At 60.8% G+C, this 22,412-nt stretch carries 24 protein-coding genes and 1 pseudogene; 11 read left to right on the forward strand and 14 right to left on the reverse strand.

The annotated features are described in order from the left end of the window. Positions 1 to 87: 87 nt before the first annotated feature. A complete protein-coding gene (locus tag ACYZTZ_RS09055) occupies positions 88 to 474 on the reverse strand; it encodes a DUF2946 domain-containing protein (RefSeq protein ID WP_461997908.1) in 387 nt (128 codons plus the stop codon). 95 nt (positions 475 to 569) lie between these two features. Here ACYZTZ_RS09055 and ACYZTZ_RS09060 point away from each other — a divergent pair, with 95 nt between their 5' ends. Further along, on the forward strand, positions 570 to 1,007 hold the full coding sequence (locus ACYZTZ_RS09060) for a DUF3995 domain-containing protein (protein ID WP_461997909.1): 438 nt from the start codon (positions 570 to 572) through the stop codon (positions 1,005 to 1,007). A gap of 143 nt (positions 1,008 to 1,150) precedes the next feature. On the opposite strand, the gene ACYZTZ_RS09065 is transcribed toward ACYZTZ_RS09060, so the two are convergent. From ACYZTZ_RS09065 to ACYZTZ_RS09095, 7 genes are all read right to left on the reverse strand, one after another. Then, positions 1,151 to 1,513, reverse strand: coding sequence for a Na+/H+ antiporter subunit G (locus tag ACYZTZ_RS09065; protein ID WP_095133437.1), 363 nt, complete (start codon positions 1,511 to 1,513; stop codon positions 1,151 to 1,153). Next, a complete protein-coding gene (locus tag ACYZTZ_RS09070) occupies positions 1,510 to 1,788 on the reverse strand; it encodes a K+/H+ antiporter subunit F (RefSeq protein ID WP_008151692.1) in 279 nt (92 codons plus the stop codon). The genes ACYZTZ_RS09065 and ACYZTZ_RS09070 overlap by 4 nt, the downstream gene beginning before the upstream one ends. Continuing rightward, positions 1,785 to 2,273 carry a Na+/H+ antiporter subunit E gene (locus ACYZTZ_RS09075; protein WP_461997910.1) on the reverse strand — a complete coding sequence of 163 codons (489 nt, stop codon included), beginning with the start codon at positions 2,271 to 2,273 and terminating at the stop codon, positions 1,785 to 1,787. The genes ACYZTZ_RS09070 and ACYZTZ_RS09075 overlap by 4 nt, the downstream gene beginning before the upstream one ends. Next, positions 2,270 to 3,952 carry a monovalent cation/H+ antiporter subunit D gene (locus ACYZTZ_RS09080; RefSeq protein ID WP_461997911.1) on the reverse strand — a complete coding sequence of 561 codons (1,683 nt, stop codon included), beginning with the start codon at positions 3,950 to 3,952 and terminating at the stop codon, positions 2,270 to 2,272. Before ACYZTZ_RS09080 ends, ACYZTZ_RS09075 begins: the two co-directional genes overlap by 4 nt. Further along, positions 3,949 to 4,293 (reverse strand): Na+/H+ antiporter subunit C, encoded by a 345-nt coding sequence (locus ACYZTZ_RS09085; protein WP_007986256.1) that lies wholly within the window; start codon positions 4,291 to 4,293, stop codon positions 3,949 to 3,951. Before ACYZTZ_RS09085 ends, ACYZTZ_RS09080 begins: the two co-directional genes overlap by 4 nt. Beyond that, on the reverse strand, positions 4,293 to 7,211 hold the full coding sequence (locus tag ACYZTZ_RS09090; RefSeq protein ID WP_461997912.1) for a monovalent cation/H+ antiporter subunit A: 2,919 nt from the start codon (positions 7,209 to 7,211) through the stop codon (positions 4,293 to 4,295). The genes ACYZTZ_RS09085 and ACYZTZ_RS09090 overlap by 1 nt, the downstream gene beginning before the upstream one ends. A gap of 272 nt (positions 7,212 to 7,483) precedes the next feature. After that, positions 7,484 to 8,509 (reverse strand): DMT family transporter, encoded by a 1,026-nt coding sequence (locus tag ACYZTZ_RS09095; RefSeq protein ID WP_461997913.1) that lies wholly within the window; start codon positions 8,507 to 8,509, stop codon positions 7,484 to 7,486. On the opposite strand from ACYZTZ_RS09095, the gene ACYZTZ_RS09100 reads away from it, so the two are divergent. The 7 genes and pseudogenes from ACYZTZ_RS09100 to ACYZTZ_RS09130 all read left to right on the forward strand — a co-directional run bounded on the left by ACYZTZ_RS09100 (position 8,504) and on the right by ACYZTZ_RS09130 (position 14,940). Beyond that, positions 8,504 to 9,067 (forward strand): helix-turn-helix domain-containing protein, encoded by a 564-nt coding sequence (locus tag ACYZTZ_RS09100; RefSeq protein ID WP_461997914.1) that lies wholly within the window; start codon positions 8,504 to 8,506, stop codon positions 9,065 to 9,067. The two genes, ACYZTZ_RS09095 and ACYZTZ_RS09100, sit on opposite strands and share 6 nt — an antisense overlap. A 155-nt stretch (positions 9,068 to 9,222) precedes the next feature. Next, positions 9,223 to 10,425, forward strand: coding sequence for an SfnB family sulfur acquisition oxidoreductase (locus tag ACYZTZ_RS09105; RefSeq protein WP_461997915.1), 1,203 nt, complete (start codon positions 9,223 to 9,225; stop codon positions 10,423 to 10,425). A 10-nt stretch (positions 10,426 to 10,435) separates the two neighbouring features. After that, on the forward strand, positions 10,436 to 10,873 hold the full coding sequence (locus ACYZTZ_RS09110) for an acyl-CoA dehydrogenase (RefSeq protein ID WP_461997916.1): 438 nt from the start codon (positions 10,436 to 10,438) through the stop codon (positions 10,871 to 10,873). Further along, the gene (locus tag ACYZTZ_RS09115; RefSeq protein ID WP_461997917.1) at positions 10,873 to 12,276 is read left to right on the forward strand and encodes an LLM class flavin-dependent oxidoreductase; all 1,404 of its coding nucleotides are present in this window, start codon (positions 10,873 to 10,875) and stop codon (positions 12,274 to 12,276) included. Before ACYZTZ_RS09110 ends, ACYZTZ_RS09115 begins: the two co-directional genes overlap by 1 nt. Positions 12,277 to 12,469: 193 nt before the next feature. Further along, the gene (locus tag ACYZTZ_RS09120; protein WP_461997918.1) at positions 12,470 to 13,375 is read left to right on the forward strand and encodes an acyl-CoA synthetase family protein; all 906 of its coding nucleotides are present in this window, start codon (positions 12,470 to 12,472) and stop codon (positions 13,373 to 13,375) included. A 27-nt stretch (positions 13,376 to 13,402) separates the two neighbouring features. Further along, positions 13,403 to 13,489, forward strand: a pseudogene (locus ACYZTZ_RS09125) (ABC transporter ATP-binding protein); the annotation flags it as partial. 23 nt (positions 13,490 to 13,512) lie between these two features. Further along, positions 13,513 to 14,940 (forward strand): FAD/NAD(P)-binding protein, encoded by a 1,428-nt coding sequence (locus ACYZTZ_RS09130; protein ID WP_461997919.1) that lies wholly within the window; start codon positions 13,513 to 13,515, stop codon positions 14,938 to 14,940. Positions 14,941 to 15,016: 76 nt separating this feature from the next. Here the strand turns inward: ACYZTZ_RS09130 and ACYZTZ_RS09135 are convergent, their stop codons facing one another. From ACYZTZ_RS09135 to ACYZTZ_RS09150, 4 genes are all read right to left on the reverse strand, one after another. Then, positions 15,017 to 15,241 (reverse strand): hypothetical protein, encoded by a 225-nt coding sequence (locus ACYZTZ_RS09135; protein ID WP_461997920.1) that lies wholly within the window; start codon positions 15,239 to 15,241, stop codon positions 15,017 to 15,019. 107 nt (positions 15,242 to 15,348) lie between these two features. After that, on the reverse strand, positions 15,349 to 16,080 hold the full coding sequence (locus ACYZTZ_RS09140; protein ID WP_461997921.1) for a substrate-binding periplasmic protein: 732 nt from the start codon (positions 16,078 to 16,080) through the stop codon (positions 15,349 to 15,351). A 272-nt stretch (positions 16,081 to 16,352) separates the two neighbouring features. Next, complete coding sequence (locus tag ACYZTZ_RS09145; protein WP_461997922.1) at positions 16,353 to 16,655, reverse strand: phage infection protein; 303 nt, start codon at positions 16,653 to 16,655, stop codon at positions 16,353 to 16,355. A 197-nt stretch (positions 16,656 to 16,852) separates the two neighbouring features. After that, positions 16,853 to 17,593 (reverse strand): response regulator, encoded by a 741-nt coding sequence (locus ACYZTZ_RS09150; RefSeq protein WP_461997923.1) that lies wholly within the window; start codon positions 17,591 to 17,593, stop codon positions 16,853 to 16,855. Between the two features lie 184 nt (positions 17,594 to 17,777). Here ACYZTZ_RS09150 and ACYZTZ_RS09155 point away from each other — a divergent pair, with 184 nt between their 5' ends. Together ACYZTZ_RS09155 and ACYZTZ_RS09160 are read left to right on the forward strand one after the other, a co-directional pair. Beyond that, positions 17,778 to 18,041, forward strand: a complete 264-nt coding sequence (locus ACYZTZ_RS09155; protein ID WP_033057674.1) for a DUF2790 domain-containing protein — start codon at positions 17,778 to 17,780, stop codon at positions 18,039 to 18,041. Between the two features lie 64 nt (positions 18,042 to 18,105). After that, positions 18,106 to 19,167 carry an alpha/beta fold hydrolase gene (locus tag ACYZTZ_RS09160; RefSeq protein WP_461997924.1) on the forward strand — a complete coding sequence of 354 codons (1,062 nt, stop codon included), beginning with the start codon at positions 18,106 to 18,108 and terminating at the stop codon, positions 19,165 to 19,167. Positions 19,168 to 19,220: 53 nt separating this feature from the next. On the opposite strand, the gene ppnN is transcribed toward ACYZTZ_RS09160, so the two are convergent. Next, entirely contained in the window at positions 19,221 to 20,594 is a 1,374-nt protein-coding gene (gene ppnN, locus ACYZTZ_RS09165) for a nucleotide 5'-monophosphate nucleosidase PpnN (RefSeq protein ID WP_046048142.1), read from the reverse strand. 211 nt (positions 20,595 to 20,805) lie between these two features. Here ppnN and ACYZTZ_RS09170 point away from each other — a divergent pair, with 211 nt between their 5' ends. Continuing rightward, the gene (locus ACYZTZ_RS09170) at positions 20,806 to 21,333 is read left to right on the forward strand and encodes a DUF3087 domain-containing protein (protein WP_461997925.1); all 528 of its coding nucleotides are present in this window, start codon (positions 20,806 to 20,808) and stop codon (positions 21,331 to 21,333) included. A 66-nt stretch (positions 21,334 to 21,399) separates the two neighbouring features. Here ACYZTZ_RS09170 and ACYZTZ_RS09175 read toward each other — a convergent pair whose 3' ends face one another. Continuing rightward, positions 21,400 to 22,389: a LysR family transcriptional regulator gene (locus ACYZTZ_RS09175; RefSeq protein WP_461997926.1), complete on the reverse strand. Its 990-nt coding sequence runs from the start codon at positions 22,387 to 22,389 to the stop codon at positions 21,400 to 21,402. Between the last annotated feature and the right edge of the window lie 23 nt (positions 22,390 to 22,412).

Here is a 22,412-nt window from a genome sequence, read left to right on the forward strand (position 1 = left end):
ATGAATCCTGAATGCTTGACTAGGAAACAGCGCACAGGCGAACGCTACGCGTTGGCGAGGTGGGCTGATCGGAAAAGGCGAAGAAATTCAGGCGACAGGCGGAGCGCGAGGATTGGTCGAGGGCCAGGTGAAGCGGGCAGGGAGGTCAGCATTGGCGACGACGGCCAAGGGCGGACTGTGTTGCTGCGGGAGGATCGCCAGGGTCAGGCTGGAGTTGAGCGCCGGGCCCATGCCACCGGTGGAGCACAATGGGCAGCCGAAGGCCTTGGACAGGGTCGGCAGTTTGTCGTCGGAGGTGTTCGACGAGGCCGGCAGCTGGCTGGCCGGGTCGACGGTACAGAACTGGCCGCCGATGCCGTTGAGCTGCATCCCGACCATTTGCCCGTGACCGATACTGCAGGCGAACACGTTGAACAGGACGCAGCAATAAAGCATCCAGGCCATCAATGTGCGGTCAGTTCGGGCGAGTTTCATGGAGCGGCACTTTATCATCGCCGATGACGAATACCCTTACAAAATCGTTCAAGTAAGTTCATCCTGCTGCGACATTTCACGCTGGAAGTCCGAACATGAGCCTATTGATCGCGCAATGGATGGCTGCCATCTTCCTGTTGATCAGCCTGATCCACCTGTACTGGGCGGCAGGTGGCACGTTGGGTAGCGAGGCGGCGGTCCCGCGAATATCCGCGGAGGACGGCGGAGAACCCAGGCCGGCCTTCAAGCCTTCAGGCTTTGCCACGTTGCTGGTGGCGGTCGGGTTGCTGCTGATAGCGATGCTGGTGTGCTTGCGGGTCGGCCTGTATCTGCCGACGGTGCATCACTGGTCGCTGCAATGGGTGATCAGCGCGATTGCGATGCTGATGTTCGCCCGGGCGATTGGCGATTCGCATCTGATGGGGTTCTTCAAGCAGGTGAAGGATTCGAAGTTTGCCCGGCTCGACACCTGGGCTTATTCGCCGTTGTGTGTGGTGTTGGGGGCAGGGTTGTTGGCAGTCGCCTGGATCTGAGTCGACCGGACTATCGCCTTCGCGAGCAAGCCCGCTCCCACATTTGATCTCCGTCAGACACAAAATCCGTGTTCACTGGAGAGCAAATGTGGGAGCGGGCTTGCTCGCGAAGAGGCCCTTACAATCAATACAAACCTCTGAACTTAACTCCCGCTCTCTGTGCGCCGACTACTCACCTCAGCCGGCACATCATCCCCCGCCATGCGCTTGCGAAACAGCGCCGCCCGCGCCAGCAGCAGCGTGGTCACCGGCACCGTGATCGACAACAGAATCGGAATCAGCCAGGCATGCAACACCGGCCCGGACTTGAGTGCCGAAAAGTAAATGATCGAAGCCAGCGCCACGCACCAGGCGCCCAAGGTCGACGCCAGCGCCGGCGGGTGCATGCGCTGGAAGTAGTCCTTCATCCGCACCAGGCCAATGGCGCCGATCAGCGCAAACAGACTGCTGAGCACCAGCAGGATCGCCACCGGAATTTCAATCCACAGAGACAGTTCAGCGCTCATTCGATCACCTCGCCACGCAGCAGGAATTTCGCCAGGGCAAACGAGCCAACGAAACCGAACAGCGCAATCAGCAGCGCCGCTTCGAAGTAAGTGTCACTGGCATAACGAATGCCCAGCGCCAGCATCATCAGCATCGCGATGATGTACAGGTAATCCAGTGCCAGAACCCGGTCCTGGGCCGACGGCCCCTTGAACAGCCGGATCAGGGTCAGAATCATCGCCAGGGAAAAGATGAACAGGCTCAGCAGGATCGCGTTCGACAGCAAGGCGCTCATTCGAAGATCTCCATCAAGGGGCGCTCGTAGGTCGCCTTGAAGTGCTGGATGAACAGCGTTTCGTCATCCAGATCGAAGACGTGCAGCAACAGAATGCTGCGGTCCAGCGCCAGTTCCGACCACACGGTGCCGGGAATCACCGTGCAGATCATCGACAACGCGGCCAGGCCGTTGGCGTCACGCAAGTCCAGCGGCACCTTGATGAAGCGCGAGCGAGGCGGGCGGCGACCGGCGTTGAGCACGCCCCAGGCCACGGCGAGGTTGGACACCACCACATCGCGACCGACAAGAAAGAACAAACCCACAATCACGCCCGGACGGCGAATACGGATCGGCAGTGGTCGCAGCTTGCGCATCATCAACGGTGCGCAGAACCCCAGCACTGCGCCCAGCAGCAGATTGCCGGGGCTCATCGACAGGTTCAGCACCAGCCACAGCAGCCACAGCGCCAGCGACAACCAGGGAGCAGGAAACAAACGCTTCATGGTGTGACCTCCGCTACCGCGGCTTTGGCTTCCGGACTTGGAATCGCACGGGTACCGAGCACCGCCATCACGTATTGCTGCGGGTTGTTCAAGGCTTGGGCGGCCGCCTGGGTGTAGCGCAGCAGCGGTTCAGCCTTGAAGGTCAGCGCAATGCTCAAGCCCAGCAGCGCAATGATCGGTACGCATTCGAAGCGTCGCAGCAACGGCGACGGCCGCTCCTCGGGTGTCCAGAAACGCTGGATGCCCAAGCGCGAGAACGCGATCAACGATGCCAACCCGGAGAGGATCAACAGCGCCAGCAAGCCCCACGCCGCGTTAGAAACCGGCTCATCGCTGCCATTGCCCAGACCCAGCGGATTGAGCAGGGCGCTGAGCAAGCCGAGTTTGCCAATGAATCCCGAGAGCGGCGGCATGCCGATGATCAGCAGCGAGCAGGCAATGAAGCTCAACCCGAGGAACGCCTTGGTCCAGGGAATCACCTGGCCGACCACGGCTTTCTGCTCGTCATCGAGGTTGATGCCTTTGGGCGGCTGCAAGGATTCCATCGGTCGCGGCAGATCGCCGTCATCGAATAACGGCATTTCATTGGCCGAACGCGAACGCTCGATCAACTCGGCCAACAGGAACAACGCGCTCAATGCCAGGGTCGAGCTGACCAGATAGAACAGTGCCGCGCCGATCAGGTTGGGCTGGGCGAAACCGATGGCCGACAGCAGAATTCCGGCCGACACCAGAATGCTCAGGCTGGCCAGGCGCTCCAGTCGTTGTGCGGCGAGAATCGCCACGGCGGCGCAGACGATGGTCGCCATGCCGCCGTAAATCAGCCAGTCGCCGCCAAAGTACGCCGACGCGCCGGCCTGACCCGAGAACAGCAAGGTCCACAAGCGCAGCAAGGTGTAGACGCCGACCTTGGTCATGATCGCGAACATCGCCGCCACCGGCGCGCTCGCCGCGGAATAGGCCGGCACCAGCCAGAAGTTCAGCGGCCACATCCCGGCCTTGGCCAGGAACGCCACGGCCAGAATCCCCGCGCCGGCATGCAGCAGGCCGCGATCGGCTTCCGGTACCAGCGGGATTTTCAGCGCCAGGTCGGCCATGTTCAGGGTGCCGGTGACGCCGTAGATCAGCGCCGCGCCGATCAGAAACAGCGACGAGGCCAGCAGGTTGATCGAGATGTAATGCAGCCCCGCCGACACCCGCGACCGACCCGAACCGTGGAGCATCAGGCCATAAGAGGCCGCGAGTAACACTTCAAAAAACACAAACAGGTTGAACAGATCCGCCGTCAGGAACGCGCCGTACAGGCCCATCATCTGAATCTGGAACAGCGCGTGGAAACTCGAACCGGCACCGTCCCAACGGGCCATGGCGAACAGCAGGGCGCTGACGCCGATGATCCCGGTCAGCACCAGCATCAGCGCCGACAGTCGATCGACCACCAGCACGAGACCGAACGGCACCTGCCAGTTGCCCGGCAGGTACACGCCGATGGAGCCGGGGACGCCCGTCTCCTGAGTCCATTGCAGCAACAGCACGGCAATGCCCAACCCCACCAGGCTGGAAAACAGGTTGATCTTGGCCTTCAGCGGACGGTGTTTCTCCCCCAGCATCAGCATCACGGCGGCGGTCAGCAGCGGCAGCAGAATCGGTGCAGCGATCAGGTGCGGCATCAGATTCATTCTTTAGGCTCCCGGCCATCCACATGGTCGGTACCGGTCAGGCCCCGGGAAGCCAGCAGCACCACCAGAAACAGCGCGGTCATGGCGAAGCTGATCACGATGGCGGTCAGCACCAGCGCTTGCGGCAGCGGGTCGGTGTAGTGCAACAGGTCCTGCGGCACGCCGTCCTTGATGATCGGCTCCTTGCCGATAAACAGGCTGCCCATGCTGAAGATGAACAGATTGACGCCGTAGGACAGCAGGCACAGGCCCATCACCACCTGAAACGTCCGTGGCCGCAGGATCAGCCAGACGCCGGACGCGGCCAGCACGCCGATGGCGATTGCGATGACTTCTTCCATCAGACGGTTCCTTGCGTGGCGACGGATCTGGGCAGGGCAGCGGTCTTGTGACCCCGTACCGATTGGTGAGCGAGGGCGGTGAGGATCAACAGGGTCGAACCGACCACCACGGCGTACACGCCAATGTCGAAGAACAGCGCACTGGCGATGTGAATGTCGCCGAACACCGGCAGTTCGAAATGCCAGGTGTGGGTAGTCAAGAACGGATACCCGACGGCCATCGCCCCGAGCCCGGTCACCGTGGCAAACAGCAGGCCGGTGCCCATCCAGCGCAGCGGTCGCAGGCTCATTTGCGCTTCGACCCACTGGGTGCCGGCGACCATGTATTGCAGGATGAACGCTACGGACATCACCAGACCCGCGACAAAACCGCCGCCCGGTTGATTGTGGCCGCGCATGAACAGGTAGACCGACACCACAAAGGCGATCGGCAACAGCAGGCGGACCAGCACCGCCGGCACCATCATGAAACCGAGCGCGGTGTCGCTGGCGTGACGCGGGTTGACCAGATCAGTGACCACGTCCGGTGCCAGCAGACGCTGCTGGGCCGGCAACTGCAGGCTTTCTTTTGGCGGACGGAAGCGTCGTAGCAGGGCGAACACGGTCAACGCCACAGCCACCAGCACGGTGATTTCACCGAGGGTGTCGAAGCCGCGGAAATCCACCAGCATCACGTTGACCACGTTGCTGCCACCGCCTTCGGGCAGGGCACGGCTGAGGTAGAACGAAGAAATGTCGTTCGGCGTCTGGCGCGTCAGCATCGCGTAGGCCAGCAACGCCATGCCGCCACCGACCACGGTCGACAGCAGCAAGTCGCGGATACGGCGGATGCGTGCCTTGCGCAGGCTGCTCGGCAACGGCGACACCTCTTCGATCCGTCGAGGTAGCCAGCGCAGACCGAGGAGGATCAACACCGTGGTCACCACTTCGACCGCCAGTTGCGTCAAGGCCAGGTCCGGCGCCGAGAACCAGACGAAGGTGATGCAGGTCATCAGGCCGCAGACGCTGACCATGGTCAGGGCCGCGAGCCGGTGATACTTGGCCTGCCACGCCGCGCCGAGCGCGCAGGCAATCGCCAGCAGCCAGAGGATCACGAACACGATCGAACCTGGAATCTTCGGCCGGTCGCCCCAGCTCAGGCTGCTATGGAGCATCGGGATCAACCCGGCCAACACGGCCGCGAGCACCACCAGGAACAATTGGGTTTGCAGGCGCTTGGTGCTGATCCGCCGCTCGAGACGACGGGCCAGGCGCATCATGATCACCAGGCTGCGTTCGAACAGGCGCTTGCCGTTGAACCGGCCAATGATCGGCGGGTACTTGAAACGCCCCTGTTTGAGCTGATTGCGCAACAGCAGATAGAGCACGATGCCGCAGGACATGGCGATCACGCTCATGATCATCGGCGCGTTCCAGCCGTGCCAGATCGCCAGGCTGTATTCGGGCAAGGTGCCGCCCACCACCGGCAGGGCAGCCGCGGCCAGCAACGGGCCGACCACCTGCGCCGGGAAAATCCCCACGACCAGGCAGGCGAACACCAGCAATTCCACCGGCGCGCGCATCCAGCGGGGTGGCTCGTGCGGGGTGTGCGGCAGGTCGGTGGCGGTCGGGCCGAAGAACACGTCGACGGTAAAGCGCAGCGAGTAGGCGACGCTGAAGGTCCCGGCGATGGTCGCGACGATGGGCAGCGTCATCTCGATCCAGGCCGTGGCATTGATGAACACGGTTTCGGCGAAGAACATCTCTTTGGAGAGGAAGCCGTTGAGCAGCGGTACACCGGCCATGGAAGCGCTGGCGACCATGGCCAGGGTGGCGGTGAACGGGATCAGCTTGATCAGGCCGCTGAGCTTGCGAATGTCACGGGTGCCGCTTTCGTGGTCGATGATCCCGGCGGCCATGAACAGCGAAGCCTTGAACGTGGCGTGGTTGAGAATGTGAAACACCGCGGCCACGGCGGCCAGCGGACTGTTCAGGCCCAGCAGCAGGGTGATCAGGCCCAGGTGACTGATGGTCGAGTAGGCCAGCAACCCCTTGAGGTCGTTCTGGAACATCGCGCAGTACGCGCCGAGCAACAGGGTGCAAGCGCCGGCGCCGCTGACGATGTAGAACCATTCTTCACTGCCGGACAGCGACGGCCACAGTCGTGCGAGCAGAAACACCCCAGCCTTGACCATGGTCGCCGAGTGCAGATAGGCCGAAACCGGTGTCGGCGCCGCCATCGCGTGGGGCAGCCAGAAGTGGAAGGGGAATTGCGCGCTTTTGCTCAGGGCGCCGATCAGGATCAGGGGCAGCAGAATAGGGTAGAGGGCGTGTGCGCGAATCAGATCGCCGGCGGCCAGGACCTTGTCCAGGTCATAGCTGCCGACCACATGGCCGAGCAGCATGACCCCCGCCAGCAGACACAAACCGCCTGCACCGGTGACCATCAGCGCCATATAAGCACCGCGTCGCGCATCGGCGCGGTGGTGCCAGTAGCCGATCAACAGGAATGAAAAGAGGCTGGTCAGCTCCCAGAAAAACACGATCTGGATCAGGTTGCCGGAGATCACCAGCCCGAGCATGGCGCCCATGAACGCCAGGAAAAATGCGAAGAACCGCGGCACCGGATCGTCCGGCGACATGTAGTAGCGGGCGTACAACGAAACCAGCGTGCCGATGCCCAGCACCAGCATCGAGAACAGCCAGGCGAACCCGTCCATGCGCAGGACGAAGTTCAGGCCAAGGCTGGGCAACCAGAAAAATTCTTCGCGGATCACGCCGCCATCGGCGATTTGCGGGTACAGCAGGGCGACCTGAACGGTGCCTATCAAGGCAACCAGACCCGCCAACAAAGATTCGGTGTTACGCGCGTTGTGCGGCAGCAAGGCTGCCAGACAGCTGCCGATAAAAGGCAGAAGCAGTAGAACTATCAGGGACATAGGCTTCTAATCTGCGGAAGTTTGTGAAGCATCATACGTGCCAGCTCCCGGATCGCCAAACGCCAAGCTGTCGCAGAATCCTACAAGGTAGACGGAAAAAACCTGATTCACATTGTTTCCAAAACCTGTATTCAGCAGGCCTGGCCCCATCGCGAGCAAGCTCGCTCCCACAGTGAATCGTGGTGTACATAGGTTATGTGTACACCAAAGACCTAATGTGGGAGCGAGCTTGCTCGCGATAGCTATTTATCAAGCGCCGAAAATTTCACGGCTTAACCTTGAATTTCCCTCTCCAACTCTTCCGCAGACGCAGCAGACCTACCCTTGGTCTTCAACTCACTGACAATCACCGCCGCCACAATCAATCCCGCACCCACCAGCGCAATCGCCGGCAACCGCTCCCCGGCAATCCTTCCGACAATCCCGGCCCAAACCGGCTCGCCCGCATAAATCAACGTCGCCCGGGTCGGCGAAACACTCTTCTGCGCCCAGTTCATCGCCACTTGAATCGCTGCACTGGCCGCGCCCAACCCCAGCGCGCTGCATAACAGCAGCCAGGAGAAGTCTGGAATCCTTTCCTGGGTCGGCACCACCATCAAAAACGCCAGCACCGAGGTGACCGCCAATTGCACCACCGTCACCCGTCGCACATCGACCTGGCCGGCATACGTACTGATCAGAATGATCTCCGCCGCAATCGCCACGGCGCTGATCAACGTGGCGATTTCACCCGGGCTGAAATTGAAAGAAGCGCCGGCCGGTCCCGACAGCAACATCAACCCGGTAAACGCCAACATGATCCCGATGCTCGGCATCAGCCCCGGACGCCGCCCCAGCACCAGCCATTGCAGCAACGGTACGAAGGGCACGTACAACGCGGTAATAAACGCCGACTGACTGCTGGGAATGCTCTGCAACCCAACGGTCTGCAAACCATAACCGAGCATGATCGCCACGCCGATAAAGGCCCCGGCCTTCAATTCGAACAGGGTCAGTTCCCGCAGGTGACGCCAGGAAAACAGCGCAACAATGATCGCCGCCGCTGCAAAACGCAGACCGACGAAGAACATCGGCCCGCTGACGGTCATCGCATGCTGCACCAGCAAGAAGGTGCCGCCCCAGACCATGGTGATCAGCACCAGCACGCACTCGGCCTTGCTGAACCGCGAGAAACGGGAAGAAGTGTGAGGGGTATTCACCGACGTCATGACCTTGCGCGCTACCTGAGGGCGACGCACAATGCGCCGAATGTTGCGCAGTATACTGCCCAACCCCACCAAGTGAGCAATATAGTGCACAAAGATTCCACGCAACGGACTTCGGTCCTTCAGCACGTTAGCCAGAATGTTCGACGCTTGCGCCACGCCGCCGACATGAGCCAGGCGACGCTGGCGGAAAAATCCGGGGTCAGTCGCCGGATGCTGGTGGCCATCGAGGCCGGCGAGAAGAACGTCAGCCTGACCACCCTCGACCGTGTGGCCGAAGCGCTGAACGTCGCATTCAGCGACCTGATCCAGGCCCCGGATGCACGCGATCCGAGTCGCATCAACGAAGTGGCCTGGGCCGGGACGATTCCTGGCAGCAAAGCCGTTTTACTCTCCAAAGCCACGGCTACCCGCGAGGTGGAACAGTGGGAATGGTGTCTGCAACCAGGGGAGATTTATCCGTCGCAACAGGATGCCGAGGGTTGGAGTGAGCAGATCTACGTGTTCGAAGGCTGCCTGACGCTGATGCTGGGTGATACACCCCATGAGATCGCTGCCGGCGAGTTCTACATGTTCGCCAGCAACCAGCCCCACGCCTATTGCAACGATGGGCCGGTGGCGGCGCGGTTTGTGCGAAATGTGGTGATCTAACTGTTTGCGGATCAACACTGGATAGACACTTTGCTGTTTTAAAGCTGCGAGCCTTTCTCGGATAATTCTTTAACCTATTGAAAATAAAGTAATTTAGTTTCAGGCACGACTCCTGCAAAAGCTTTGGTGCATTCACCAGATCCCGGAGTCGGCCCATGACAGCCTCAACCCAACCCCCTCGCACCGCCCACGTCATCCGCTCGGACGCCGAGGCGATCGCCGTCGCTCACAAGCTCGCGGCACACTTTGCCATCGAGGCCAGCGTGCGGGATCGCGAGCGACGCTTGCCAGTCGCCGAGCTCGACGAGTTTTCCGCCAGCGGCCTCTGGGGCATTACCGTTCCCAAGGCATACGGCGGCGCCGGCGTTTCCTACGTGACCGTCGCTGAGGTGATCAAGATCATTTCCGCAGCCGACTCATCCCTCGGCCAGATCCCGCAAAACCACCTCGGCGTACTCGACATCCTGCTGCAAACCGCCACCGAAGAGCAGAAGCGTTACTACTTCGGCAAAGTCCTGCAGGGCTACCGATTCGGCAACGCTTTCTCCGAATCCAAAAGCAAAAATGCCGGTGCCTTCGAAACCCGAATCCGTTTCGATAAAGACACCGCGCAGATCGACGGCGAAAAGTTCTACTGCACCGGCGCCTTGTTCGCGCACATCGTGCCAGCGGTGGCGGTTAATGAAGAGAACAAAGCCTTCATCGCCTTCATCGAACGCGACACTCCCGGCTTGACCGTTATCGACAGCTGGGACGGTTTCGGCCAGCGCACCACGGCCAGCGGCGGCGTGACACTCAACGCCGTGAAAGTGCCTTTGACCGCGGTAATCCCGGCCCACAAGGCATTCGATGAACCCACGGCCGACGGCCCGATTTCACAAATCATCCAGGCCGCTGTGGACACCGGGATCGCCGTGGGTGCGCTGGAGGAAACCAAGCGTTACGCCCGCGAATCCCGCCCGTGGATCGACAGCGGTAACGATCACGGCTGGCAGGACCCGTTCAGCATCGCCGCCATCGGCGACCTCGAATGGCGGGTCCACGGCACCGAAGCGATCCTCAAAAAGGCCGGTCGCGCCATTGACCATGCCTTGCTCAATCCCAACGAAGACACGGTGGCCCGCGCTTCGGTGGTGGTTGCCCAGGCCAAAGTGCTGTCGGCCGAGATCGCTTTGCTTGCCAGCAGCAAACTCTTCGAGCTGGCCGGCACTCGCTCGGTGCTCGGCAAATACAACCTCGACCGCCACTGGCGCAACGCCCGGACGCACACCCTGCACGACCCGGCACGCTGGAAATACCACCTGATCGGCAACTACCTGCTCAACGGCGTGAAGCCTGCGCGCCACGCCTGGAACTGAGGAGCCCACCATGAACGCTTTGACCCAACCGATTGTTGCCGGGCAGCCCCTGGCCAAAAGTCAGCATGATTTGCACAACGCTCGCAGCTTGCTCGATGCGACGTTGCGTTTCGTCCGGCAGCAGGCCCAAGCCACGGATGATCCTTACGTCATCAGCCGCTTCGGCGATTTGCACATCCGCATTGAAGTCGCCGCCGCGCTGCTCGAACGCGCCGAAGACTTTCTGAACAGCGTTGATGACGACACGGAAATCAGCGTCGCCACCGCCGAGTCGCACCTGGCCAGCGCCGACGCACTAAATGCCGTCAGCAACGCTGAATTCGAACTCACCGGCCAACGCACGGTGTTGCCCGGATCACTGCATGACCCGCTGCGCCGGAAACTCCACCTCATCGGCAACTTCCGCCTCAACGGCATCCATCCCCCAAGTTTTAGGAGTGCTGTTTGATGGGGCGCGAAATTCGTCTCAACGCCTTTGACATGAACTGCGTTGGTCACCAGTCGCCGGGGTTGTGGGCACATCCGCGAGATCGCTCCTGGCAATACAAGGATCTGGAGTACTGGACCGATCTGGCGAAAATCCTCGAACGCGGCAAGTTCGACGGTTTGTTCATTGCCGACGTGCTGGGCATCTACGACGTTTACAACGGCAATGGTGACGCGGCGATCCGTCAGGCGGCGCAGGTGCCGGTCAACGATCCGCTGCAATTGATTCCGCCGATGGCGCTGGTCACCGAGCATTTGGGGTTCGGCCTGACCGCCTCGCTGTCGTTCGAACACCCGTATCCATTCGCTCGACGCCTGTCGACGCTCGACCATCTGACCAAAGGCCGTGCCGGCTGGAACATCGTCACCTCTTATCTGGAAAGCGGTGCGAAGAACCTCGGCCAGAAAAACCAGACCGAACACGATGCCCGTTACGACTTCGCCGAAGAGTATTTGGAGGTTTGCTACAAACTTTGGGAAGGCAGTTGGGAAGAGGGCGCGATTCTGCGGGATCGCGAGCGGCGGATTTTCAGCGACCCAAGCAAAATTCACGAAATCCGGCACGTCGGTAAACACTTCCAGGTGCCGGGCATTCACCTCTGCGAACCTTCGCCGCAACGCACACCGGTTCTCTATCAGGCTGGCGCATCGAGTCGCGGCAAGCAATTCGCGGCCGAGCATGCCGAGTGCGTGTTCGTCGCTGCGCCGTCGAAAGTGCTGCTGAAGAAAACCGTTGCCGACATCCGTCGTCGGGCTGCCGAAGCCGGACGCGATCCGTCGAAGATTCTGATCTTCAACCTGCAAACGGTGATCCTCGGCGAGACCGACGCCAAGGCCAAAGCCAAGTTCGAGGAATACAAAACCTGGGTCAGTTATGAAGGCGCGATGGCGTTGATCTCTGGCTGGACCGGGATCGATTTCAGCCAGTTCAAACCCGATGAGCCGCTCAAGCATGTGCACACCAATGCCATTCAATCGGCGGTGGAAGCGTTCTCCACTGCGGACCCGAACAAGGTCTGGACCCCTAATGAACTGGCTGACTGGGTGGGCATCGGCGGTTTTGGTCCGTTGTTTGTCGGCAGCCCGGAGACCGTCGCCGATTTGCTGCAGGAGTGGGTCGAGGAGACCGATGTGGACGGCTTTAACCTGGCCTATGCATTGACTCACGAAACCTTCATCGACGCCGTGGAATTGCTGGTGCCGGAGTTGCAGAAACGCGGGGTCTACAAAACCGAATACGCGCCGGGGACCTTGCGCGAGAAGTTGTTTGGGGAAGGGCCGCGATTGCCGAAGATTCATCCGGGTGCGGGTTATCAAGACCTGGCGGCGTTGCGGCAGCAGGAGAAGAACGTCGCGTCCGCCTAGACGACTTGAACACCACACACATCCCCTGTGGGAGCGGGCTTGCTCGCGAAGGAGCCAGTACATCCAACATCGATGTCGCCTATTAGACCGCTTTCGCGAGCAAGCCCGCTCCCACACTGGATCGAAGTCGTTCCATAGATCTCAGCCCAGCGGACCACCGCACGCTTTTGCCCATGAACAGGAGGTCAATCCCATGAGCGTGCACGAACTCAAACGTCCGCGAATCGCGGACACCACCGAGTGGCGGGTTGATCTGCCCCAGGCCCTGGAGCACTTGCGCCACTGGGCGCAGGTCAGCCCCTTGCAACCGGCCTTGCGGCACAAACGCCATGGCCATTGGTTCGTCTGGCGCTGGATCGATGCCTTGCGCGATGTCGAGCGTTTGGCCGACGGCTTGAGTCAGCAAGGATTCACAAAAGAATCGCGTCTGGCGTTGAGCGGTGCGTTCGAGCCGAATCTATTGCTGCTGGCCCTGGTGGCGCTACACATCGGCGGTGAACTGCTGACCTTGCCGGACAACCTCGACCCCGAATCACTGTACGAAAACCTGTGGCGCAGCCGTCCCACTCACGCGTTCGTCCAGGACCGACAGACCCGACAACTCTGGCTCAACGAAGGCCAGTCGCTGCTGAACTTCGATGATCTGCTTGGCCCGGTTGAGCCCCCGCAACGCCTGAGCCGCTGGGCACAAGGCAAGCCATTGTGGAGCGAAGAGGGCACCCAATGGCAGGCCGGCCTCAGCGTTTTGCTCGAACACTGGCTGACCAGCGGCCACGCCCTGGCCTTCCCGGAAAGCCCTGGCAGCGCCAGCCGCGACCGTCGTGAAGTGGCACCCTCGGGATTGCTGTTATCCGGTGAGCGCCTGCATCTACTGGCCGCAGAAATCGAAAGTCGTCTCGCGCCGCTTGGCACCTGGCGCCGACGCCTCTGCGACTGGGCCATCGCCCACCCGGAAAAAGGCCTGCAACGGCTGATCAAAAACCGCGTTCGCCGACTGCTGGGCTTTCAAAACCTGCATTTCATCTGGCAAGCCACGCACGCCCCCGACGCGCAACCTGCGCCTGCCTGGCTATCCGAATTCAAACGGGACATCGCATGAGCTCGAGCGATTCCATCCTGCAAGTCAGCGGTATTTCCCTGTCCTACTTTGGTACTGCTTGATGAACCTTCCGTGGGTTTGGCGCCTATTATCGTTCAGGAGATTTTCGAGATGAAACATTGATCAGTGAGAACGCCATGACTGAAACCCAAAGCGGACAGACCACCGACGTCATCCGCCACGCGGACATCCTGATCGTCGGCGGCGGCCTCAGCGGCGCAATGCTGGCGGCGCAGTTGCTGCGCCTGCCGGGCAAACGCCAGGTGCTGGTGATCGAACCCCGCGCGGAACTGGGACGGGGCGAGGCGTACAGCGCGGTCGAGTTGGGCCACACGCTCAACGGCAATGCGGCGCGGATGAGCGTCGACCCGGACAACGCCGACGACCTGACCCAATGGCTGACCAATTACATCGCCGAGGGCGGCTGGCCAGAATCGGACGAGCAACATGTGCCGGTCAGCGAATTGTTCCCGCCCCGGGGGATTTTCGGCCTGTACGTGCAGCAGCGCCTGGCCGAAGCGCAAGCGGTGGGGGCGTTGAACGGGTCAACAGTCGAGCATGTGCGGGCCGAGGTGGTTGACCTGCAAACCCTAGACGATTCTGTGTTGCTGACGTTGAGTGACGGGCAACACTTGCAGGGCGCTTATGCGGTGTTGGCCACGGGGATGTTTCCCGCCGCGCGCACGCCACAGACCGAGTCCAGCGGCTTGAATGCCGCTGCGCTTGATCCATGGGATGTCGCTGGCATGCAGCAACTTGATCCGCAGTCGACGGTGCTGATCATCGGTTCGGGTCTGACCATGGTCGATGCCGTGGTGTCGCTGGAGCAGGCCGGGCATCGCGGACCGATCGAAGTGTTTTCACGGCATGGCTTGCTGCCTCATGTACGTCGTCAGCCACCGGCCTGGGCGGATTTTCTCGCCGAGGATCAGAGCATTCGTACGCCGCGACAGCTGGTGCGCGAGCTGCGTCGGCATTGTCGGGACGCCATCGCCCAAGGCATCGACTGGCAGGCGCCGCTCGACACCGTGCGGGCGCACATTGGCCGCTTGTGGAATCAGGCGACGGACGTGCAGCGTCGACAGTTTGTGCGACATGTGCGGCCGTGGTGGGAAAGCCATCACCACCGCTCGCCGCCGTTGAGTGCCGAACTGGTGGAACGCTTGCACAAGGAAGGGCGGTTGCGGATTCAGGCGGCGTCGTTCAAAGGGTTGGAGCCTTCCTCGGGCGGTGAAGTCAGTATCCGCATCCGGCGTCGGGGTGAGGCAGAAACCACCGTTGTCAGCGGCGCGGCGTTGATCAACTCCAGCGGCATCGAATACGACTGGCGGCGAGTGGCCCGACCGCTGCCACAGCAACTGCTGGCGCGCGGACTTGTCCGGCCGGGGCCGTTGGCGCTGGGGATTGCGGCAGCCGTTGATGGCGCGGTGCTGGATGCCAATGCACACGCCGCCAGCCGTCTGTTCGCCATGGGCCCACCGTTGCGCGGCATGTGGTGGGAAAGCACCGCAGTGACCGACGTGGCGAGCCAGGCGAAGGCGTTGGCGGCGCGGTTGGCGGGCTAAAACTTCAGAAACAACAAACCCCGGGTAGATCGGATCTACCCGGGGTTTGTTGTTTCAAGCGGCGCAACGCCGTTGATCAATAACGCTGATACTTCGAACCGAACTCAGGGCGGTTTTCAGCGACATAGAGTTTGCTCGCCTGGCTGTCCTTGTGATCAACACCGACAGTGTTCACGTTCAGTGTGGCCGGTTGGCTGACTTTGGCCGCTGCAACGACTGGCGAGGTGGCGTGTGGGGCGGCGATGGCGGAGGTAGCGCCAAGAACCGAAAGGGCAAATCCAATACCGATAATGCTTTTCATGAGGTTGCTCCAGAGAGTGGGGAGAAGATGCGGCCACTGTAGAGCTGGAGCTTCGCGATGAAAAAACACCCTGACGCATAGTTGTTATCGAGAGCGTTGATCCATCGTCAGCGGGGTGTGTTATCGCTGAGCCAGCGCTGCTTGAGTTGTTCCAGGCGCCCATCGCGGTTCATCTCGTCGAGCGCCTGTTGCCAGCGCGCGACCTGGCGCGCATCGGTTTGCGGGGAAAACGCGATGTAGGTGCCTTGCTTCATCAGCGGCATCTGATAGTGCAACTGGCTGGGCGCTAAGCCTTCTTCCCGGGCGAGGGTGGCGATGGAGAGGGTGTCGGCCACCACAAATTCGATGCGCCCCAGGCGTGCCAGACGCATCATTTGTTCGGGCGTTTCCACACCGTACAGATTGTTCAGACCCTGCTTGCGCAAGTAGTCGTAAGCCAGCCATTTTCGCGGGACGGCGATACGGCCCTGGGTGCTGGCGTCCTGCAAACTGCGCACCGGTTGCTGGGTGTTAGCGGAATAAAGCGCCGTCTCCACGTCCATCAGCGGACCGACCCACTGGTACTGGCTCTCGCGCTCGGCGGTGCGCAACACGGTAAACACCCCGGTGGCAGGCTCGGTCGCGGCGACGCGCAGGGCGCGCAGCAAAGGGACTTGTTGCAAGTGCACCTGGTCGCCGGTGCGTTCGGCCAGTGCCTGCACCACGTCCACGCCAAACCCCACCAGTTGATTTCCTTGTTGAAAATGCAGAGGCGGATGGTTGTCGGTGAGCAGGTTCAGATCCGCCGCGACCGCCGTAAAGGTCAGGAAAGACAACAGGCAACCGGCAATGCGCTTCATGAATCGTCCTTGATGAAGTGAAGCGCAAAGCTTAGACGGGCGAGGTGCAACTGTCCCGAGGAATTGTCCGGGCTTTTACGTCAGATCTCAGGACTTATAGACGTCGTGCGTGGGTGGATGCAGATGGGTTTTGTCTGACGGAACACAGTCAAATGTGGGAGCGAGCTTGCTCGCGATGAGGCACTGTCAGTCGGCATCATTGTTGAATGACACACCGCCATCGCGAGCAAGCTCGCTCCCACATTTGATCTCTAACGCTATGTAGATCTCGATCAATACCGCTGATATTTCGAGCCGAATTCGGCACGGTTTTCCGCGACAACCACACCACCGCGCAGGGCGTTGCTCGGGCTGACCGATGCCACACGTTCGCGCAGTTCTTGCAGACGGTCGGCACCGCCTTCGGCCACGCGATTCTCGATCAGACGATCGGAGCCGCCTTCCACCAGCAGTTGTTGAACCTGGCCAGGGGACGCAGCATGGCTGGTGTGGGCCGACGCCAGGCTCGACAGGCCGAGACCACCAACCAGTGCCAGACCGAGTGCCAGGGACGAGACTTTCGAGAAGTTGATCATGGGTGATTCTCCGTGCGTTTAGTTTGAGTGGGTCGGTAGCGGCTGCTATCCGGTGATCACAGTTAAACGCTCGGGTGTATCGGTGATGTGTGCTCGAACACGCCGAAATCGGTGTCTGCGTATCTGTCGCGGGTTCTTATACAGACGGATACAAAACCCTATGAAAAACGCTCCTCAGGTTCTGCTGGGGGAAAGCTTCATGATTCTGCGCCGAGCAATTCCACCGGGTAGGAGAACACGTAGCCTTCGCTGCGCACGGTTTTGATATAAGTCGATTCCCGTGAGTCATCCATCAATCGCTGGCGCAGACGGCTCACCAGCAAATCAATCGAACGGTCAAACAGGTCGGCGTCGCGGCCCTGAGTCAGGTTGAGCAGCTGGTCACGGCTGAGCACCCGTTGCGGGTGATCGAGGAACACCCGCAGCAGACGGTATTCGGCGCCACTGAGGGCCACCATCGTGCCGTCTTCGTCGAGCAAGTGCCGGGCGGTGGTGTCCAGGCGCCAGCGACCGAAACCCAGCAATCGGCCAGTTTCGGTAATCAACAGGTTCGGCGGCAGCATCCGGGTGCGGCGTAACACGGCGTTGATCCGCGCCAGCAGTTCGCGGGCGGCGAAGGGTTTGGTCAGGTAGTCGTCGGCACCCATTTCCAGGCCGAGGATGCGATCGGTTTCGTCATCGCGTGCGGTGAGCATCAGGATCGGCGTGGCTTTGTGTTTGCCCGAGCGCAATTCGCGGCACAGCAGCAGGCCGTCATCGCCGGGCATCATGATGTCCAGAACGATCAGGTCCACCTGATTGGCTTCCAGAAAACTGCGCATCTGCCGGCCATCGGCGACGACGGTGGTGCGCAGCCCGTTCTTCTTCAGGTAATTGCCGACCAACTCGCGAATCTCCCGGTCGTCGTCGACGATCAGGATGTGGTTCACATGTTCCATCGCTCAAGCCTCTTGTTGTTCGCTTTGTATCGCACTGTATCGGGTGCCCCCGCAGACACCTTACGCCTTATTAATTCCGGTTTTACGACACATGGCAGATACCTCGGGCCGATTAAATGGGTTCCATCGAGACGAGACGACTTGCCTCACAACCACTGCCCATTGCAACCCTGAGGAAATCACCATGAACTGGAACAAACTGATTGCCGCCAGCTTCTTCGCGGTCCTGAACGTTGCAGCGTTTTCGGCCCATGCCGATGTTCAAGCGCCGTCGCAGACAACTTCTCACGGCACCCACCTGGATATCAAGAAAGTGGTTTCCGTCGTCGACAACGGCGGCGGCAATTGCGGCATTGTCGATGCCCGCCTGACCTATCTCGATTCCAGCGGCACGCAGAAAGTCCTCGACTACAGCAAATTCGCAGAGTGCGGCAATCAGGGCGGCTGATCCTTCCACTACGCTCATCGCTGTCGTCCAAAACACCCGGTCAATGACTTCCAGGTAAATCACCATGAAGATGAATGTGTTGAGCAAAAAAAACGACTCACGTCGTCGTTTCTTTGGCCCATCGGTCCTCGCTTTCGCGCTGATGCAGTTAGGTGCCCTTGGTGCTGCCAATGCGCAAGCCGCGACACCAGAGCCAGTGGTGGCCAGCGCCGGCACCCTCAAGGCGGACTCGTTCGGCCCGCTGAAGCATGTCAATGCAGGCTTGCTGAATGTGGCTTACGCCGAAGTCGGCCCCGCCGATGGTCCGGTGGTGATTCTTCTGCACGGTTGGCCCTACGACATTCACAGCTATAGCGAAGTGGCGCCCTTGTTGGCGGCCAAGGGGTACCGGGTGCTGATCCCGTATGCACGGGGCTACGGCGACACGCATTTCCTGTCCGACAAGACTGTTCGCAACGGCCAGCCCGCCGCGTTGGCCAGTGACGTCATCGACTTTATGGATGCGCTCAAGATCAAGAAGGCGGTGCTCGGTGGCTACGACTGGGGTGCGCGCTCGGCGGACATCGTCTCGGCGCTCTGGCCGGAGCGGGTGGAGGCGCTGGTCTCGGTGAGCGGCTACCTCATCGGCAATCAGGCCGCCGGCAAGAACCCGTTGCCGCCCAAGGCCGAGCTGCAATGGTGGTACCAGTTCTACTTCGCTACCGAACGCGGCCAGGCCGGTTACGAAAAAAATCGCCACGACTTTGCCAAGTTGATCTGGGAGCTGGCCTCCCCGAAATGGACCTTCGACGACGCGACTTTCGACCGCAGCGCGGTGGCCCTGGACAACCCCGATCATGTGGCTATTACGATCTTCAACTATCGCTGGCGGTTGGGCATGATTCAGGGCGAACCGCAATATGAAGCGCTGGAGCAGCGGCTGGCCAAGGCCCCGGTCATTACGGTGCCGACCATCACCATGGAAGGGGATGCCAATGGGGCGCCACATCCGGCTGCCGAGGATTATGCCAAGCGCTTCACCGGCAAATATGAGTACCGACTCATCAGCGGCGGCATCGGCCACAACTTGCCGCAGGAAGATCCGCAAGCCTTTGCCAAGGCGATCATTGATGCGGATCACCTATAAACCACTGTGGGAGCGAGCCTGCTCGCTCCCACAGGGTTGTTTGATGGTGCCTGTTACGCAACCACTTGATAACACGGCACATACGCCGCGCCGCCGGGCAGTTTCATCCGGTGCTGGGCGACGAAGGCCTTTAGCAGTTGATCCAGCGGTTGCATCACCGCCGCATCACCACGGATCTGGTACGGCCCGTGCTCTTCGATCAGGCGGATGCCCTTGTCCTTGACGTTGCCGGCGACGATGCCGGAGAACGCGCGGCGCAGGTTGGCGGCCAGTTCGTGGGCGGGCAGGCTGCGGCTCAGTTTCAGGTTGGCCATGTTTTCGTGGGTTGGATCGAATGGGCGCTGGAAGCCTTCGTCGATCTTCAGCAGCCAGTTGAAATGGAACGCGTCATTGCGCTCGCGGCGGAACTGTTTGACCGCCTTGAGGCCTTGAGTCATTTGACGCGCGACTTCGGCCGGGTCATCGATGATGATCTCGTAGTGTTGCTTCGCAGCTTCACCCAGTGTGGCGCCGACAAACGCGTCCAGTTGCTCCAGATACGGCGCGGCATGTTTCGGTCCGGTGAGGACCACGGGGAAGGGCAGGCCGGCGTTGTCCGGGTGCATCAGGATGCCGAGCAGGTACAGGAACTCTTCGGCGGTGCCGGCGCCGCCCGGGAAGATGATGATGCCGTGGCCGACGCGGACGAAGGCTTCCAGACGTTTTTCGATGTCCGGCAGGATCACCAGTTCGTTGACGATCGGGTTGGGCGCTTCGGCGGCGATGATGCCCGGCTCGGTCAAACCGAGGTAGCGGCCGCCGTGGATACGCTGTTTGGCGTGGGCGATGGTCGCGCCTTTCATCGGACCTTTCATCACGCCAGGACCGCAACCGGTGCAGATGTCGAGGCTGCGCAGGCCCAGTTCATGGCCGACTTTCTTGGTGTATTTGTATTCTTCGGTGTTGATCGAGTGGCCACCCCAGCACACCACGATCTTCGGCTCCACGCCGGGACGCAGGGTGCGGGCGTTGCGCAGCAGGTGGAACACGTAGTCGCTGATGCCCTGGGAGGTGCTCAGGTCGATGCGCTGGGCGTCGAGTTCGTTTTCGGTGTAGACGATGTCGCGCAGGGCGCTGAAGAGCATTTCCCGGGTGCTGGCGATCATTTCGCCATCGACGAAGGCGTCGGCCGGGGCGTTCAGCAGTTCCAGGCGTACGCCGCGGTCCTGCTGGTGAATGCGGATTTCGAAGTCCTTGTAGGCTTCGAGGATGGTTTTTGCGTTATCGACATGGGCGCCGGTATTGAGGATGGCCAGGGCGCACTGGCGGAATAAGGTGTAGGTGCTGCCGGATCCGGCTTCGCTCAGTTGCTGTACTTCACGTTGAGAAAGGGTTTCCAGGCTGCCTTTTGGGCTGACCGAGGCGTTGATTACTTGTCGTTGGGTCATTCAATGATCCTTAAAACGATGCCACTCATACAGGCAAATGGCATCCGAATAGTATGTATCCATGAAAGAAGATGGCACGAACTGCGCTGTATCGCCATTTCCCCGTTTGACGATGAAAAGATGAAAAGGAGCCCCAGCATAGCTAAATCCCCTGCAGAGGCGATAATGCCCCGCAGCCTTTTTACCCATGCCCTCAAGGAACCCCGTCGCGATGTTCGAAATCCAGCCGCAGAACCCCGAACGCTATCGAAGCCAGACGCGACGCAGCACGATAATCATAGCCTTGATTTTCCTGGCCCTGGCGATGGTGTTGTCCACCACGGCGGTGGCGTTGTTCGGTGAACCCGGTGGCGACAATCTGCGATTTAACGTAGGTGGCGTGTTCGTGGCGGTGCTGCTGATGGCAGCGCTGATGCGTGGCATGTTCTGGACCCAGCCATGGATGGCCCCGGCGGTTTACGGCTGGCAGCTCAAGCGCAGCCTGATGAGCATCACCAACGTCATGCATCAGGTGACGGCGGCGGTGGAGAAGGAGGATCCGACGGCCATGAAGCTGCTGCGTTTCTACCATCTGGGATTGAGTCAGATGCACGAGCTGGACGGCAACTCCAGTGATCACAGCCAATTGACCCGCGAGATGGATCAGCACAAGGCGCGGATGGAAGCGCTGGGCATCGAGACTGATCAGACGCAATTGAATCCCGTCTGGATCGAGGCCGTGAAGCAGACCTCGAAGTAAAAAACAGTGGTGCGGGTGAAATCCGCACCCACGTTTTGGGCGTGGAAGACGGCGAGTCGCCCCTTCTTAAACCCGCAGACGCAGGGTTTCAAAGAGTTCCCTGTCTTCCTTTTTGGCCGAGCGGGCGTGGCGCCGAATGACCTGCAACAGGCAGTCGGTAAAGCACAGCGCTGCATTGCTCAGCGAGCCATTGCGGCGGGTCACGATGCTCAGCTGCCGGGGTTCGAACTGCTCGGCCAGCTCCAGGGCAACCACCCGGCCGAGGAAGGGCGGGGCAACGCTCACGATGGACGGTCCCCAGGTACACATGTCGGCCCGCTCGACCATCATTTGCAGGATGGCCAGCGAATGGGCCCGAACGATTCGGTTCTCATCGATCAGCGCACCGTGTTTCCAGAACAACGCCTGCATCAGTCCGTCGTGTCCGTCCGGCGCATAGTTCAGCGTCCAGTTCTGCTCCAGTAGCTCATGGATTGACCGAGCGTCCTGCCGAGCATGGCCCTGACGGACCAGCACCGACGTCTGGTAATCGAGCAAGGTTTCGCAGGCAAACTCCTGGGTCGATTGCGCCGGGTGCAACTGGCCAATCGCAAAATCCATGCTGCCATCACGCAACAACGGCTGGGCCACGGCCATCAGGCTTTCGTACAGCTCCAGGCGGATTTCCGGCATGCGTTCGCGAAACGCCAGAACCACCTCGGGCAAGAAGGTCAGAGCGATCCAGGGCGTGACCCCGACACACAGACGCCCTTGGGCCTTGCCGCGCATGTGATCGAGTTCGGTTTGTGCATGCTCCAGTTGCTTGATCACGAGCCGGGCGTGAGTCAGCAATACTTTGCCGTATTCCGTGAAGTTCAGGCCGCTGGGGGTTCGGGTGAACAGCGGTAACTGCTGACTGGTTTCCAGTTCGCGCAATGCTTTGGTCACGGCGGCCTGGGAGATGTCCAGCGAACGCGCGGCGGCGCGGATGCTGCCGGTTTCGGCGCTGGCAATCAGTGCTTGTAATTGATGGAGTTTCATCTGCTCACCCTGATGACAACCTGTGGTTGTCATCATAACCAAACTGTGCCTCCCCAGCC

It is taken from the genome of Pseudomonas sp. LB3P58, assembly GCF_054897895.1.

Bases quoted from the DNA above. Each gene is read 5' to 3' on its own strand.
- ACYZTZ_RS09055 (WP_461997908.1), bottom strand. From the start codon at position 474: ATGAAACTCGCCCGAACTGACCGCACATTGATGGCCTGGATGCTTTAT.
- ACYZTZ_RS09060 (WP_461997909.1), top strand. From the start codon at position 570: ATGAGCCTATTGATCGCGCAATGGATGGCTGCCATCTTCCTGTTGATC.
- ACYZTZ_RS09065 (WP_095133437.1), bottom strand. From the start codon at position 1,513: ATGAGCGCTGAACTGTCTCTGTGGATTGAAATTCCGGTGGCGATCCTG.
- ACYZTZ_RS09070 (WP_008151692.1), bottom strand. From the start codon at position 1,788: ATGAGCGCCTTGCTGTCGAACGCGATCCTGCTGAGCCTGTTCATCTTT.
- ACYZTZ_RS09075 (WP_461997910.1), bottom strand. From the start codon at position 2,273: ATGAAGCGTTTGTTTCCTGCTCCCTGGTTGTCGCTGGCGCTGTGGCTG.
- ACYZTZ_RS09080 (WP_461997911.1), bottom strand. From the start codon at position 3,952: ATGAATCTGATGCCGCACCTGATCGCTGCACCGATTCTGCTGCCGCTG.
- ACYZTZ_RS09085 (WP_007986256.1), bottom strand. From the start codon at position 4,293: ATGGAAGAAGTCATCGCAATCGCCATCGGCGTGCTGGCCGCGTCCGGC.
- ACYZTZ_RS09090 (WP_461997912.1), bottom strand. From the start codon at position 7,211: ATGTCCCTGATAGTTCTACTGCTTCTGCCTTTTATCGGCAGCTGTCTG.
- ACYZTZ_RS09105 (WP_461997915.1), top strand. From the start codon at position 9,223: ATGACAGCCTCAACCCAACCCCCTCGCACCGCCCACGTCATCCGCTCG.
- ACYZTZ_RS09110 (WP_461997916.1), top strand. From the start codon at position 10,436: ATGAACGCTTTGACCCAACCGATTGTTGCCGGGCAGCCCCTGGCCAAA.
- ACYZTZ_RS09115 (WP_461997917.1), top strand. From the start codon at position 10,873: ATGGGGCGCGAAATTCGTCTCAACGCCTTTGACATGAACTGCGTTGGT.
- ACYZTZ_RS09120 (WP_461997918.1), top strand. From the start codon at position 12,470: ATGAGCGTGCACGAACTCAAACGTCCGCGAATCGCGGACACCACCGAG.
- ACYZTZ_RS09130 (WP_461997919.1), top strand. From the start codon at position 13,513: ATGACTGAAACCCAAAGCGGACAGACCACCGACGTCATCCGCCACGCG.
- ACYZTZ_RS09135 (WP_461997920.1), bottom strand. From the start codon at position 15,241: ATGAAAAGCATTATCGGTATTGGATTTGCCCTTTCGGTTCTTGGCGCT.
- ACYZTZ_RS09140 (WP_461997921.1), bottom strand. From the start codon at position 16,080: ATGAAGCGCATTGCCGGTTGCCTGTTGTCTTTCCTGACCTTTACGGCG.
- ACYZTZ_RS09145 (WP_461997922.1), bottom strand. From the start codon at position 16,655: ATGATCAACTTCTCGAAAGTCTCGTCCCTGGCACTCGGTCTGGCACTG.
- ACYZTZ_RS09150 (WP_461997923.1), bottom strand. From the start codon at position 17,593: ATGGAACATGTGAACCACATCCTGATCGTCGACGACGACCGGGAGATT.
- ACYZTZ_RS09155 (WP_033057674.1), top strand. From the start codon at position 17,778: ATGAACTGGAACAAACTGATTGCCGCCAGCTTCTTCGCGGTCCTGAAC.
- ACYZTZ_RS09160 (WP_461997924.1), top strand. From the start codon at position 18,106: ATGAAGATGAATGTGTTGAGCAAAAAAAACGACTCACGTCGTCGTTTC.
- ppnN (WP_046048142.1), bottom strand. From the start codon at position 20,594: ATGACCCAACGACAAGTAATCAACGCCTCGGTCAGCCCAAAAGGCAGC.
- ACYZTZ_RS09170 (WP_461997925.1), top strand. From the start codon at position 20,806: ATGTTCGAAATCCAGCCGCAGAACCCCGAACGCTATCGAAGCCAGACG.
- ACYZTZ_RS09175 (WP_461997926.1), bottom strand. From the start codon at position 22,389: ATGATGACAACCACAGGTTGTCATCAGGGTGAGCAGATGAAACTCCAT.